The sequence below is a fragment of the Citrobacter sp. genome (assembly GCF_050252275.1).
GTDB lineage: Bacteria > Pseudomonadota > Gammaproteobacteria > Enterobacterales > Enterobacteriaceae > Citrobacter_A > Citrobacter_A amalonaticus.
In genome coordinates this window covers 1-13,912 of the sequence record NZ_JBFWLF010000005.1, presented here as the reverse complement: position 1 = coordinate 13,912, position 13,912 = coordinate 1, and the positions used below count along the sequence as shown (strand labels likewise).

The following is a 13,912-nucleotide window of genomic DNA, read 5'->3' as shown; positions in this document are numbered from 1 at the left end:
GTTTTATCGCAAAATAGTGTATCCCTCTAATTAACAGGAGGGGAACTCTCTTTAATGAATCAGGTATAATTTCAAGAGTAACATCGCCAATCTCGACATCATGGACAGTTCAACAGGAGGTTTTTCAATGCTTATTGTTATTCCTATTCTCATTTTTGTCGCGCTGGTCATCGTCGGCGCCGGCGTGAAAATTGTTCCCCAGGGGTATCAGTGGACGGTAGAGCGATTTGGCCGCTATACCAAAACGCTGCAACCGGGCTTAAGCATCGTTGTGCCGTTCATGGACCGGATTGGACGCAAAATCAATATGATGGAGCAGGTGCTGGATATTCCCTCGCAGGAAGTGATCTCGAAAGATAACGCCAACGTCACCATTGATGCCGTCTGCTTTATTCAGGTGATTGACGCGCCGCGTGCGGCCTATGAGGTCAGCAATCTGGAACTGGCGATCATCAACCTCACTATGACCAACATCCGTACCGTTCTGGGGTCGATGGAGCTTGATGAAATGCTCTCCCAGCGTGACAGCATCAATACCCGACTGCTGCATATCGTCGATGAGGCCACCAATCCCTGGGGCATTAAAGTCACGCGTATCGAGATTCGCGATGTCCGCCCACCGGCTGAACTGATCTCCTCCATGAACGCCCAGATGAAAGCGGAACGTACTAAACGTGCGTATATTCTGGAAGCCGAAGGGGTGCGCCAGGCGGAAATCCTTAAGGCAGAAGGGGAAAAACAGTCGCAGATCCTGAAAGCTGAAGGGGAACGTCAATCCGCCTTCTTACAGGCAGAAGCCCGCGAACGTTCCGCTGAAGCGGAAGCCCGCGCGACCAAAATGGTGTCTGAAGCGATCGCCTCCGGTGATATTCAGGCGGTGAATTACTTTGTGGCGCAGAAATATACCGAAGCGCTACAGCAAATCGGCTCGTCCAGTAACAGTAAAGTGGTGATGATGCCACTGGATGCCAGCAGCCTGATGGGTTCCATTGCCGGGATCACTGAACTGATCAAGGACAGCGCCAGCGAACGGAATAAATAATGATCGAGATGATTGTGGGGCATCCCCATATTTTCTGGCTCAGCCTTGGCGGTCTGCTTCTGGCCGCTGAGATGCTGGGCGGCAACGGTTATCTGTTGTGGAGCGGCGTCGCGGCGGTCATTACCGGCATTCTGGTCTGGCTGTTGCCCGTCGACTGGGAATGGCAGGGTGTTATCTTTGCCGTCTTAACGCTGCTTGCCGCCTGGTTCTGGTGGAAGTGGATGGCGAAACGCGTTCGTGAACAAAAACCGGCAGACAGTCAGCTCAACCAGCGCGGCCAGCAACTGGTCGGCCGTCGGTTTGTCCTGGAGTCGTCTCTGGTCAATGGTCGTGGACACATGCGGGTTGGCGACAGTTCATGGCCGGTCAACGCCAGCGATGATCTGCCCGCCGGCACGCACGTTGAAGTGATTGCCGTTGAAGGCATCACGCTCTATATCAGACCCCTTACCCGATAAAACCGATGACAGGAATCGCATGATGGTCAGGAAGACGCCTCTGGCATTTAGCTTTTGTGCATTACTGGCGAGCGCCGCCCCTCAGGCATTCGCCTCGTTTGATATCGCAGACTGCACCTGGAGCGACGCGCGCTGTCTGCTAAAAGGCGCCCCTGTTCTGACGCCCGATAATGATTCACGCGATAACCTGTTGCGCCTGCTGAGTGAGGCAAAGTCGTTTGCTGTGCCCGTTCAGTCGATGCCTGCGGATATCACCCGCTCACGCGATTTCTATTTTGCTTATCACCCGCAGTGGGATGACGCTGATGTCCGCACGGACTTGCCTGCACAAACGCAGAATGCACCCAATATACTCGCCCAGCAGATGGCAACGCTGCAGGTAGCGGCGGTTGAATTCAACCACGACGATGAGCAGGAAAACCGTTTTGTCTCCAATAATGCCGACAGCGTCAGTCAGTTTTTTGCCGCGCTACTGAGCGATGCTACGCTGACAGCAGAACAAAAACAGGCGCTGGCGCAGGCACGTCTGGGACTCTATTCCGGGGCCAGCGCAGAGCAAATCACGGCCTCTCTCACTACGCTCCCGGCGGACTCACCTGCCCTGGCGTATAAAACCTATCTGATCGCCGCAGCCCATTTTTACGCGGGTGAATACGAAAGCGCGGCGCAGGTCTTCACGTCGCTGCTTAAGAGCGATCGCCCGTGGCTGGCGGAAACCGCGCAATATATGCTGATGCGCACAGCGCTGAACAAAAGCAGCCAGAACAGCGTCGGCGAATATGGCGATTTTGATATCGCGCGAATAAACCGTGAAGACGCCTTACTCGCGCAAAAAGAGGCGCAAACCTATCTCCAGCGCTGGCCTGAAGGCCGCTATGCCGATTCCGCACACGGCATGCTGCGTCGCATCCACTGGTATTTGCAGGACTGGGCGTCGCTTGCAGGATTGTATGAGCAGGCATTCCGGCAGGCCGCCGATGCGCAGACGCTGCGAAACCGGGTGATTGAATACGATAATGTCTATGGCAGGCAGTTTTACGATCAATCGGTACAGGAGGCGTTCGCCGACGCCCCTCTCGTCAGCTATACCGAGATGCTACGCGCCCTTCGTCTGAACAGCGACCAGAAGCCAACCCTGACGCAGGCTAACCTGGATGCCAGCAAACCGGTTTTTGAAAAAAGCGGAAAACTGCCGCTGTGGCGCGATCTGCAACTCAACCTGTGGCTGGCGACAGAAAACAATGCTGCGATTCTTCAGGCGGTTACCCCGGCGCAAAAACTACCGGCTCACGATATCCTCGCTTTCAGCGAACAGGTTCTCTACGGTAACGCGCTGATGGGTCAAAAGCAGTGGTCAGCGGCGCGTGATTTCTGGTCGACACTGCTGAAGCTGAGCCAGGATAACGAACAGCAGCAGTATGTGCAGGCAAAACTGGCGGCCACGCTGGTGTACAGTGGCGATACGGAGGCGGTTTTTGCCCCGGACAGCGCGGTCACCAACCTGCGTTATCGTTCCCGGGTACTGAAAACCGTGGCGACGCCTGAACAGTTGCGTCAGCAGGTCAGCCAGGGACCGAATAACGAAGAACGCACTATCGCGCTGCATACGCTGCTGGTGCGCGATCTCACAGAAAACCGCTTTAGCGACTGGCTGCAGGACCGCAAACTCGCCAGCGCCATCACACAGCCGGTGATCGGCGAAGCATTCGACGACGTCAATTTGAGCACGTTTGACTGGAACGGTGACGCCGCTGAAGTCGGTTACGTGTGCCGCAGCCTCAATGAGACCATCGGCACGCTGAGCAAAAATCCCGATGATGCCCATGCGCTGAACTGTCTGGGTGAGTTCTTCCGCACGTCGCAAACCCATGTCGATTTGTGGAAAGACAGCGCAGGGAATGGCGTGCTGGAGGCCGCTATCGACCGCAAGCGTCCGGTTGGGCAGTATGATCGCCAGAGTTACTACCAGCAGGTCATCACCTCGCCGAAAGCCGAGCACGAAGACAGAAGTTACGCACTGTATCGCGCCATCATGTGTTACGCCCCGTCCGGCACGAATGAGTGTGGCGGAGAAGAGGTGGACAAACAGCAGCGCAAAGGCTGGTTCACGCAGTTGAAAACCCAGTATCCGGGCAGTCCGTGGGCGCAAAAACTCAAATACTACTGGTAATCGCGCTACTGGCGGAACAGGCGCAGGCGGATGAGACGGTTATCGCCCGCGAACATCCCGCCTTCTGGCTCTGGTCAGGGGTGAAAGCCAGTGATGAACTGAGAGGCGCCCAAACGGTCTATCTGCATCAGGGGGAAGTATTGATGCGGGCAAAGGGCGCGGAGTTTCAGCGTCTGGGACTTCCCGTCAGCCGCCTGACGTTTCCGTCCATCTGGCTTACCGTGCGCTTTACCACGCTCGACGTTGCGGACGCGATTACGGCACGCATCGTGCGGTTGATGCAGCGCTGGCAGGCGGCGGGAAATCAGGTGGTAGGGCTACAGGTCGATTTTGACGCCGCGACGCATCAACTCGCCGACTATGCCCACTTTCTGCGGGAATTGCGCCAACAACTACCACCCGATTTTGCTCTTGGGGTAACCGGATTGCTGGACTGGGCGAAAACCGGTGACATTGCAACGCTGAACGCGCTGCCAATCGATGAACTGGTAGTGCAGAGCTATCAGGGACGGCACACGGTGACGAATTATCAGGACTACCTGCCCGCCCTCACCCGCTTGCGAATTCCCTTTAAGCTTGGTCTGGTACAGCACGGTAAGCGGGAAAGCCAGGCGGAAGCGCAGTTACGCACATCCCCGTGGTATCGCGGCACGGTGGTCTTTATGCTTAATCCCGACGCGCGTTAAACCTGCGCCTTGTGGTGGCAACAGCCAGAAAGGTTATCAATAATAGGGCATTCCGCGCTGTCATCGCCCGGACACGACTCCGCCAGCGCCAGCAACTGTACGCGCATTGACTGTAATTCACTGATATGACGCTCAATTTCAGCCACTTTCTCCAGCGTCCGCTTTTTGACATCCGCGCTGTGACGCCCCGGATCGTTGAACAGATTTACCAGTTCACCGCACTCTTCAAGGTTGAATCCGACCTGGCGTGCCTGGCGCAGCAGCGTCAGTTCATTGAGATGCTGTTGCCCGTAGGTGCGATAACCGTTTTCACCACGCAGCGGCGGCGTGACCAGCCCTTTTTCTTCATAAAAGCGGATCGCTTTACTGGTTAAACCGGTTTTTTTTGCTACATCGCTGATATTCACACGTCCTCCGCACCTTAAGCTGTGGCATGGTGTCATTATAACGTACTTGTGGCTGTCACCACACACCCCATCCTATAGATGCCAGTAACCTCCTGTCACTTCACAGGTCGCGGCGTTACCACTGCCACTTTCACATTTCCGGAACCGTCGAACGTTCGTACTTCATAAACAGTGAAGAACATCGAAGCAGGCGTACCTTTTTCTGTAACAATTGCCTGTTATAAGTGATCGCTTTCGCAATTTTAACTCTTTTACTTGATCATTCTACGCGGGTAGATTTATTAATCTCCGGTAAAAATATAATATCTACGCGAGTAGAACATGAAGAGCACAAGCCTGCGACGTATGTCGACAGATAACTTCAAGGAGTTCTTATGAACACGCATTCATCCTCTGTTCCCCTGACGGACAACCAACAAGCCGCTCAGGAGCGGCTGGAAACCCCCGAAGGACGCCGCGAATTTTGGCGAGCGACATTTTCCTGCTGGTTAGGCACCACGATGGAGTATGCCGATTTTGCCCTGTACGGCCTTGCCGCAGGCATTATCTTTGGCGATGTCTTTTTTCCAGAAGCGACACCTGTCATGGCGCTACTTTCCAGCTTTGCCGCCTATTCCGTTGGGTTTATTGCTCGCCCCATCGGCGCACTTCTGTTCGGCTGGATAGGCGATAAACATGGCCGGAAGATTGTCATGGTTATCACGATTGGATTGATGGGCATGTCGACCATGCTAATAGGTTTAATCCCCAGCTACGCCCAGATAGGCGTCTGGGCGCCGGTATGCCTGGTTATCCTTCGATTTTCTCAGGGCCTGGGGGCCGGAGCGGAACTTTCAGGCGGTACCGTGATGCTCGGTGAATATGCTCCCGTTAAACGCCGTGGGCTGGTTTCCTCGATTATCGCGCTGGGCTCAAACAGCGGAACATTACTGGCTTCGTTGGTTTGGCTAATCGTCCTGCAAATGGACAAAGATGACTTATTAAGCTGGGGATGGCGTATTCCTTTTCTTTGCAGCATTCTTATCGCCGCTGCTGCGTTATTAATTCGTCGCCATATGCGTGAAACGCCCGTTTTTGAACGTCAAAAGGCCCTCCTGCAGGCCGAGCGAGAAAAGGTTCTTCGCGAGGGAAAAGCGCAGCAACAGCATGACACACGTAGCTTCTGGAAACGGACTCGTGCGTTCTGGACCATGGTCGGCTTACGCATTGGCGAGAATGGCCCCTCCTATCTGGCACAGGGATTTATCATTGGTTATGTCGCTAAAGTGCTGATGGTGGATAAATCAGTGCCGACCGTGGCGGTGTTTATCGCATCGGTTCTGGGATTTGCCATTATTCCTCTGGCGGGCTGGCTTTCCGATCGATTCGGCAGACGGATCGTCTATCGTTGGTTCTGCTTGTTACTGATCCTGTATGCTTTTCCGGCATTCATGCTGCTGGATTCTCGTGAGCCATGGATTGTCATCCCAACGATCATTACCGGGATGGGAATCGCGTCACTGGGTATTTTTGGTGTTCAGGCTGCATGGGGCGTTGAGCTTTTCGGTGTCACGAATCGTTATACCAAAATGGCATTTGCAAAAGAGCTCGGTTCGATTATGTCTGGCGGGACAGCGCCACTTATCGCCTCTGCATTGCTCTCGTTTTATGGGCACTGGTGGCCAATCGCTCTCTATTTCGCTCTGATGGCCACAATTGGACTGGTAACCACGTTCTTTGCACCAGAAACCCGTGGACGGGATCTTAACTTACCCGAGGATGCAATTTGAGGCCAGAGAACGTGAGATGCGCGTTCTTTACCAAAGATTTTTGGGTCATAACGCCTTATGCTGTCTGGAAAAAATCACTCTGAACGCAATCAGGTAGGTGCCTCGTGACTCAATCACATTCGCAACGCGTAACACGTTCTGACGTGGCAAAAGAAGCGGGAACGTCCGTCGCTGTCGTTAGTTACGTTATTAATAATGGTCCACGTCCCGTTGCCGAAGCGACCCGGCAACGTGTACTACAGGCCATTAAGAAAACCGGCTATCGACCCAATGGCATCGCGCGTGCGCTGGCTTCAGGGAGTACACAAACTTATGGGCTTGTCGCACCGGATATCTCAAACCCGTTTATCGCCTCTATGGCTCATGCTCTGCAACACGAAGCATTTGCTGATGGCAAAGTACTCCTGCTGGGTGATGCGGGCGACAGCAGCTGCCGTGAACGTGAACTGATTAATAATATGTTGCACCGCCAGGTTGACGGGCTGATCTACACCAGTGTGGATCGCCATCCTTATATCAATTTGATTCAGGAGAGCGGTACGCCCTGCGTTATGCTCGATCGCGTGGATCCTGGACTTAACGTCAGCGTTATCCAGGTTGATGAACAACAGGCGGCGATGCAGGTAACCCAACATCTGATTGATCACGGATACCGCGACATCGGCATCATCTGTGGCCCGCGTGAAATGCTGAATACTCAGGATCGTATCCGGGGCTGGCAGCAGGCGCTGGAAGCCTCATCGCTAATGGTCAATCCTTCATGGATTTTTTCGACCAACTATACCCGCGCCGGAGGTTACGAGGCGACAAAACGTATGCTGCAACGCCAGCCACCGCGCGCGTTGTTCGCGACGAATGAACAGCAGGCACTGGGTTGCTTACGCGCCCTGGCGGAACATGGGCTGCGCGTCCCTGACGATGTTGCACTGGTCTGTTTTAACGCAACACATGAATCGGCTTACAACGTCCCTTCTTTGACCGCCGTTCTGCAACCGGTCGATAAGATGGCCCGTGCGGCAATTGACATGCTGAAAAATTGGGATGGAGAGGTTCGCCGCGTTGAATTTGAGTTTTATTTACGAACAGGAGAATCGTGTGGCTGCCAGGGACATGAAGTACAACCCGAGACAACGTGAAAATACATCGATGCGTATCATAATTGACTGCGATCCAGGCAATGGCATTCCCGGCGCGAATATTGATGACGGTCTGGCGCTGGCGCTGGCGATTGCCGCTCCGCAAATCACTCTGGAGATGATCACCACTGTCGCAGGAAATACACCGGCAGACGTGGGATATGCCGTCGCTAAAGATCTCATTGCGCAATTGGCTATTCCCGTTTCTGTTTACCGTGGAGCCTCGCGTGCGCTCCGGGAAGATCCGCTTCCCTGGCGTGAAAAACTGGATCAGGGTGTCGATCAGTTTGGCTTACGGCAACTCTGGTCGGAAGTTCCTGCCCCGGCATTGTGCCAGCAGGTGCCCCCCCATGCACCCGAGGCGATAGGTGAACTCATCTGTAATAACCCTGGTGAAATCACGTTGGTTGCTACCGGTCCACTCACCAATGTGGCCATTGCCCTGCAGCTTTACCCGCAGATTGTTCACGCGGTCAAAAATATCGTTGTTATGGGCGGCGTATTCAATGTGCCGGGCTACCTGAAAGATACCAATTTTGGTCTGGATCCTGAGGCGGCTCATGCGGTGCTTACCAGCGGCGCCCCCGTCACGCTGGTCCCGATGGATGTGACAACGAAAACTCAAATGCTTCACGCCGATTTGGATCGTCTGGCAAAAACAGAAAACGGGCTTAGCCGTTATCTGGCGCAAACCATTCGCCCGTGGATCACCTACTCGATGCAAACCCGCCATCTGCCCGGATGTTGGATCCACGATGCGTTAACCGTTGCCTGGTTACTGGACCCCTCTCTGGCAACAATGGAGGAAGATTACCTGGATGTCTCTCTGGAAGGCATCACGCGCGGTATGACCTGTCGCTATGGACGTGACACGTTGCGTCTCAATGTAGGGATCCCTGAACCAAAAGGTGCGCGGGTAAAAATTCTGCAGAGCATCGATAACCGACGACTTCTTTCGCTGATTGAGCACTATATCCATACCTACCGCGCCTAGCGTTACGGGTCAGAAAAGGAGACCTTTTTTACGCTGTTTGAGGTGAGTTTTCCGGAGGAAATATGAATACGTTATCCTTCCTCTTATTCGGTGAAGGAGAATCTCTGTTAATTACGCTGGGCAAAATTTGCGTCGCTTTTATCCTCGGCGGGATCATCGGTCTTGAAAGAGAATCGAAAGGAAAGCCTGTAGGATTTAAAACGTGCGTCATTATTTCCGTCGCCAGCTGCGTTCTGACCATCGTCTCTATTCAGTCAGCAGAGTATTACGCGGAAATCTCGATGAATATACGTAGCGATCCGATGCGCCTGGCCGCACAAATTATCAGCGGCGTAGGTTTTCTCGGTGCAGGTGTTATCCTTCATCGCCATGACGACGCCATCTCCGGGCTGACAACCGCAGCCATTGTATGGGCTTCTGCGGGAGTGGGAATTACCAGTGGCGCCGGTTTTTATATGCATGCGCTTCTTGCCACAGGCTTGTTCCTGCTGGTCATAAAGCTCAGCTATTTTGTCATCTTTTTACAAACTAAAAATCAATTGCCCGGTAAAGTTAAGATTCGCATTATTCTTGACGAAAAATCAGGACTACAAACGCTGGTGGAAAGTATTAATCAGCAAAAAAACATTATTGAAGCTATCACCATCCGCGATGTCAAAAAGGGGAAAATAGAGGTTAATCTTAAAGTCGTGATTAGAAAAAAAATGACCTTACCGGAACTTTACAACAACCTTTCCACCCTCGAACATGTCTGCGCCATCGCACTGGAACATTAAAAAAACAGGGTGAAAACAAATCCCTTGACCTTCCCCTTGCTGGAAGGTTTAACCTTTATCACAGTCAGTTAATCCCTGTAATAAAGGAGTGAAGAGATGTCTCACACTATCAACCTGACCCTGGACGGCCTGTCCTGCGGTCACTGCGTCAAACGCGTAAAAGAGAGCCTTGAACAACGCCCGGATGTTGAACAGGCTGAGGTTACCGTGACTGAAGCGCTCGTCACCGGTACCGCCAGCGCCGAAGCGCTTATCGACACCATCAAACAAGCCGGTTACGGCGCAGAGTTAAGCCACCCAAAGGCTAAACCGCTGGCGGAGTCATCAATCCCGTCGGAAGCACTGGCAGCGGTCCCTCCTGAGCTTCCGGCAGCGACGGCTGAAGATGAGAGCCAACAGCTGCTGTTAAGCGGCATGAGCTGCGCCAGCTGTGTTTCCCGGGTACAAAATGCGCTGCAAAGCGTTCCCGGGGTCACGCAGGCACGGGTAAACCTCGCGGAACGTACTGCGCTGGTGATGGGCAGTGCGTCCGCTGCCGATTTAGTCCAGGCGGTGGAAAAAGCCGGCTATGGCGCGGAGGCGATTGAAGACGATCTCAAACGCCGTGAGCGCCAGCAGGAAACCGCCGTCGCGACAATGAAACGCTTCCGTTGGCAGGCGATTGTCGCCCTGCTGGTGGGTGTGCCGGTGATGGTCTGGGGGATGATGGGCGATAACATGATGGTGACCGCCGACAACCGCAGCCTGTGGCTGGCGATAGGTCTGGCGACGCTCGCCGTGATGGTTTTTGCCGGCGGCCATTTTTATCGCAGCGCGTGGAAGAGCCTGATGAACGGCACCGCCACGATGGACACCCTGGTGGCGTTGGGCACCGGCGTAGCCTGGTTGTACTCGATGAGCGTCAACCTGTGGCCGCAGTGGTTCCCGATGGAAGCGCGTCATCTTTATTATGAAGCCAGCGCGATGATCATTGGTCTGATTAACCTCGGCCACATGCTGGAAGCCCGCGCGCGTCAGCGCTCGTCTAAGGCGCTGGAAAAATTACTCGATCTCACGCCGCCAACGGCGCGAGTGGTGACAGAAGACGGTGAAAAGAGCGTACCGCTGGCAGAGGTTCAACCGGGGATGCTGTTGCGCCTGACCACCGGCGACCGCGTACCGGTTGATGGTGAAATCACCCAGGGCGAAGCCTGGCTGGATGAGGCGATGCTTACCGGCGAACCTATCCCACAACAAAAAGGGGAAGGCGACAGTGTGCATGCCGGTACCGTTGTGCAGGATGGCAGCGTGTTGTTTCGCGCCAGCGCAGTCGGCAGCCATACGACGCTGTCGCGCATTATCCGTATGGTGCGCCAGGCCCAGAGCAGTAAGCCGGAAATCGGTCAGATGGCCGATAAGATTTCCGCCGTGTTTGTTCCGGTTGTGGTCGTGATTGCGCTGGTCAGCGCGGGTATCTGGTACTTCTTTGGCCCGGCGCCGCAAATTGTCTACACCCTGGTGATTGCAACCACAGTACTGATTATTGCCTGTCCGTGTGCGCTGGGTCTGGCAACGCCAATGTCTATTATTTCCGGCGTGGGTCGTGCGGCTGAGTTTGGCGTACTGGTGCGAGATGCCGATGCGCTGCAGCGCGCCAGCACTCTGGATACCGTGGTCTTCGACAAAACCGGGACACTGACCGAAGGCAAACCCCAGGTGGTGGCGATTAAAACTGTAGGCGAGACTGATGAGGCGCAGGTGCTGCGTCTGGCGGCGGCGCTTGAGCAAGGCTCCAGCCACCCGCTGGCACGAGCGATTCTCGACAAAGCCGGTGATGGTGCACTGCCGCAGGTCAACGGTTTTCGCACCCTGCGTGGATTAGGCGTTAGCGGTGAAGCCGAAGGGCATACGCTGTTGTTGGGCAACCAGGCGCTGCTGAACGAGCAGCAGGTTGACACTCGCGAACTGGAAACCGAGATATCGGCCCAGGCTTCTCAGGGTGCTACGCCGGTGCTGCTGGCGATTGATGGTAAAGCGGCAGCGCTGCTGGCCGTGCGCGATCCGTTGCGTAGCGACAGCGTGGCCGCCCTTCAGCGACTGCACCGCGCCGGCTATCGTCTGGTGATGTTGACCGGCGATAACCCGACGACGGCTAACGCCATCGCCAAAGAGGCGGGAATTGATGAGGTGATTGCCGGCGTTCTGCCGGACGGTAAAGCCGATGCCATTAAACGTCTGCAAAGCCAGGGGCGTCAGGTGGCGATGGTCGGTGACGGCATCAATGATGCACCGGCGCTGGCGCAAGCCGATGTCGGGATCGCAATGGGCGGCGGCAGCGATGTGGCTATCGAAACCGCTGCAATTACCCTGATGCGTCATAGCCTGATGGGCGTGGCAGATGCACTGTCTATCTCCCGCGCAACGCTTCGAAACATGAAGCAAAACCTGCTTGGCGCATTCATCTACAACAGCATCGGTATTCCTGTTGCAGCCGGTATTCTGTGGCCGTTTACCGGTACGTTGCTGAACCCGGTGGTTGCCGGTGCGGCGATGGCGCTCTCGTCCATTACCGTGGTGAGCAACGCGAACCGACTGCTGCGCTTTAAACCGAAAGAGTAAGCGATGCCGGATGGCGTTTTAGCGCCGCCATCCGGCAATTCACACATTGCACACCCCTGGGCCACGCGTTAGCATGGGCTTCTGATTAGGGAGGTCGCATGGATCTGTTTTACCGGGTAAAAACATTCTTCGCTACGCTATCCGGCAATCGCTATACCTGGCCCGCCATTGATGTTTCGTTGCCCGGCAACCGCCATTTCCACCTGATTGGCAGTATTCATATGGGCAGTCGCGATATGTCCCCTCTCCCTGCCAGACTGCTCAAAAAGCTTAACAGCGCCGATGCGCTAATTGTTGAGGCCGACGTCTCCGGCAATGACAGTCCTTTTGCCGACCTACCCGAATTTGCCGCACTGGAAGAGCGCATCAGCGAGGAGCAGTTGCGCAATCTGCATCACGCGACCGATGAATTGGGGATCTCTCCGACGCTGTTTTCCACACAACCGCTGTGGCAAATCGCGATGGTGTTGCAGGCCACCCAGGCGCAACAGTTGGGGTTACGCCCGGAGTACGGTATTGATTATCAGCTGTTGCAGGCCGCGAAAAAGGCAGAAAAACCGGTGATTGAACTGGAAGGTGCCGCCAGCCAGATTGCACTGTTGTGTGAACTGCCGGACAACGGCCTGGCGCTGCTGGAGGACACACTAACGCACTGGCACACCAACGCCCGGTTACTGCAACAGATGATGAGCTGGTGGCTTGACTCCCCGCCGCAGGACAATCACCTGACGCTTCCCAACACCTTCAGTCAGTCGCTGTACGATGTGCTGATGCATCAACGCAATATCGCCTGGCGGGATCGTCTGGCGGCACTGCCTGCGGGTCGCTATGTGGTGGCCGTCGGCGCGCTGCACCTTTATGGAGAGGGAAATCTGCCGGAGCTGATGCGATAAAAAAGTGGCCAATATTTCTATTGGCCCGTCAAAGAGGAATTTCATCATTATTATTATGCCGCCGCTTAATGCGACGGTGTATGTCGATTGTCGCTCAAACTCTGCATCCTGCCAACATAATTGCGCAAGATGGTACTATATTTCGAACATTCGTTAGAGATATGCTTGACTCGTCATTTGGTTTAGCCAGGAAAAATAGCTATGACACCCGCCGTTAAATTACTCGAAAAAAACAAAATTACGTTCAGGATCCATACCTACGACCACGATCCCGCCGAGACCAACTTCGGCGATGAGGTAGTGCGCAAGTTAGGGCTGAATGCCGATCAGGTGTACAAAACGCTGCTGGTGGCGGTGAATGGCGATATGAAACATCTGGCGGTTGCAGTCACGCCCGTGGCCGGACAACTGGATCTGAAAAAAGTCGCCAAAGCACTCGGCGCGAAAAAGGTCGATATGGCCGATCCACTGGTTGCGCAACGCACGACCGGGTATCTGGTCGGCGGCATTAGCCCACTGGGACAAAAAAAACGTCTACCGACGCTGATTGATGCGCCAGCCCGGACGTTTGACACCATTTTTGTCTCTGGCGGCAAACGCGGGCTGGATATTGAACTGGCGGCGGTTGATTTAGCCGCGATTCTGGAGGCTGAATTCGCCGATATCGCCCGCCGGGATTAAGTGATTATAGAATGATGGCCTGATAGCGCGACGCTTATCAGGCCAGGAAACCGCACTAACCTGTAGGCCGGATAAGGTGCCCGCACCGCTATCCGGCACTCCGCCCTGTTACTGCCAGCTAACTTCCCCCTTCGGCTCATACGCACTGGCATCCAGCGGTGAGTTTTTCTGAATGTATTCCTTCAGCACTTCCGCATCAATAAACCCGGTGTTGACGTACCCCGGTTTGTTATCAATACGCGGATAGCCGTCGCCGCCGGTCGCGTTAAAGCTGAGCGTCGCCATACGGTAGGTTTTTGCCG

12 protein-coding genes and 1 pseudogene are annotated in these 13,912 nt (G+C 54.7%); 11 read left to right on the top strand and 2 right to left on the bottom strand.

What is annotated here, in order from left to right; all coding sequences use genetic code 11:
- Positions 1–127 precede the first annotated feature (127 nt).
- The 4 genes from AB7E14_RS00915 to AB7E14_RS00900 are packed head-to-tail and all read left to right on the top strand — an operon-like array spanning position 128 to position 4,356.
- A complete protein-coding gene (locus AB7E14_RS00915) occupies positions 128–1,042 on the top strand; it encodes an SPFH domain-containing protein (protein WP_043001529.1) in 915 nt (304 codons plus the stop codon).
- Positions 1,042–1,500, top strand: coding sequence for an NfeD family protein (locus tag AB7E14_RS00910; RefSeq protein ID WP_043001530.1), 459 nt, complete (start codon positions 1,042–1,044; stop codon positions 1,498–1,500). Before AB7E14_RS00915 ends, AB7E14_RS00910 begins: the two co-directional genes overlap by 1 nt.
- A gap of 22 nt (positions 1,501–1,522) precedes the next feature.
- Positions 1,523–3,670: a hypothetical protein gene (locus tag AB7E14_RS00905; protein ID WP_316962008.1), complete on the top strand. Its 2,148-nt coding sequence runs from the start codon at positions 1,523–1,525 to the stop codon at positions 3,668–3,670.
- Positions 3,640–4,356: a DUF3142 domain-containing protein gene (locus AB7E14_RS00900; RefSeq protein ID WP_316961945.1), complete on the top strand. Its 717-nt coding sequence runs from the start codon at positions 3,640–3,642 to the stop codon at positions 4,354–4,356. The genes AB7E14_RS00905 and AB7E14_RS00900 overlap by 31 nt, the downstream gene beginning before the upstream one ends.
- Here the strand turns inward: AB7E14_RS00900 and cueR are convergent.
- A complete protein-coding gene (gene cueR / locus AB7E14_RS00895) occupies positions 4,353–4,763 on the bottom strand; it encodes a Cu(I)-responsive transcriptional regulator (protein ID WP_043001532.1) in 411 nt (136 codons plus the stop codon). The genes AB7E14_RS00900 and cueR overlap by 4 nt on opposite strands.
- 374 nt (positions 4,764–5,137) lie before the next feature.
- Between cueR and AB7E14_RS00890 the strand changes: the two genes are divergently transcribed.
- From AB7E14_RS00890 to ybaK, 7 genes are all read left to right on the top strand, one after another.
- Positions 5,138–6,532: an MFS transporter gene (locus tag AB7E14_RS00890; protein WP_130097935.1), complete on the top strand. Its 1,395-nt coding sequence runs from the start codon at positions 5,138–5,140 to the stop codon at positions 6,530–6,532.
- A 104-nt stretch (positions 6,533–6,636) separates the two neighbouring features.
- Entirely contained in the window at positions 6,637–7,668 is a 1,032-nt protein-coding gene (locus AB7E14_RS00885) for a LacI family DNA-binding transcriptional regulator (RefSeq protein WP_044327899.1), read from the top strand.
- A gap of 10 nt (positions 7,669–7,678) precedes the next feature.
- Positions 7,679–8,662, top strand: coding sequence for a nucleoside hydrolase (locus AB7E14_RS00880; RefSeq protein WP_044265276.1), 984 nt, complete (start codon positions 7,679–7,681; stop codon positions 8,660–8,662).
- A gap of 62 nt (positions 8,663–8,724) precedes the next feature.
- Positions 8,725–9,438, top strand: a complete 714-nt coding sequence (locus AB7E14_RS00875) for an MgtC/SapB family protein (RefSeq protein WP_316961946.1) — start codon at positions 8,725–8,727, stop codon at positions 9,436–9,438.
- 96 nt (positions 9,439–9,534) lie between these two features.
- The gene (gene copA / locus AB7E14_RS00870; protein ID WP_044327986.1) at positions 9,535–12,036 is read left to right on the top strand and encodes a copper-exporting P-type ATPase CopA; all 2,502 of its coding nucleotides are present in this window, start codon (positions 9,535–9,537) and stop codon (positions 12,034–12,036) included.
- Between the two features lie 98 nt (positions 12,037–12,134).
- Positions 12,135–12,929: a TraB/GumN family protein gene (locus tag AB7E14_RS00865; protein WP_104446107.1), complete on the top strand. Its 795-nt coding sequence runs from the start codon at positions 12,135–12,137 to the stop codon at positions 12,927–12,929.
- A 201-nt stretch (positions 12,930–13,130) separates the two neighbouring features.
- On the top strand, positions 13,131–13,610 hold the full coding sequence (ybaK, locus tag AB7E14_RS00860) for a Cys-tRNA(Pro)/Cys-tRNA(Cys) deacylase YbaK (RefSeq protein WP_043001540.1): 480 nt from the start codon (positions 13,131–13,133) through the stop codon (positions 13,608–13,610).
- A gap of 108 nt (positions 13,611–13,718) precedes the next feature.
- Here ybaK and ushA read toward each other — a convergent pair.
- Positions 13,719–13,912: pseudogene (ushA, locus tag AB7E14_RS00855) on the bottom strand (bifunctional UDP-sugar hydrolase/5'-nucleotidase); the annotation flags it as partial.

Excerpts from the sequence above, each read along its gene's own strand:
- AB7E14_RS00915 (WP_043001529.1), top strand. The coding sequence starts at position 128 with ATGCTTATTGTTATTCCTATTCTCATTTTTGTCGCGCTGGTCATCGTC.
- AB7E14_RS00910 (WP_043001530.1), top strand. The coding sequence starts at position 1,042 with ATGATCGAGATGATTGTGGGGCATCCCCATATTTTCTGGCTCAGCCTT.
- AB7E14_RS00905 (WP_316962008.1), top strand. The coding sequence starts at position 1,523 with ATGGTCAGGAAGACGCCTCTGGCATTTAGCTTTTGTGCATTACTGGCG.
- AB7E14_RS00890 (WP_130097935.1), top strand. The coding sequence starts at position 5,138 with ATGAACACGCATTCATCCTCTGTTCCCCTGACGGACAACCAACAAGCC.
- AB7E14_RS00880 (WP_044265276.1), top strand. The coding sequence starts at position 7,679 with ATGCGTATCATAATTGACTGCGATCCAGGCAATGGCATTCCCGGCGCG.
- AB7E14_RS00875 (WP_316961946.1), top strand. The coding sequence starts at position 8,725 with ATGAATACGTTATCCTTCCTCTTATTCGGTGAAGGAGAATCTCTGTTA.
- copA (WP_044327986.1), top strand. The coding sequence starts at position 9,535 with ATGTCTCACACTATCAACCTGACCCTGGACGGCCTGTCCTGCGGTCAC.
- AB7E14_RS00865 (WP_104446107.1), top strand. The coding sequence starts at position 12,135 with ATGGATCTGTTTTACCGGGTAAAAACATTCTTCGCTACGCTATCCGGC.
- ybaK (WP_043001540.1), top strand. The coding sequence starts at position 13,131 with ATGACACCCGCCGTTAAATTACTCGAAAAAAACAAAATTACGTTCAGG.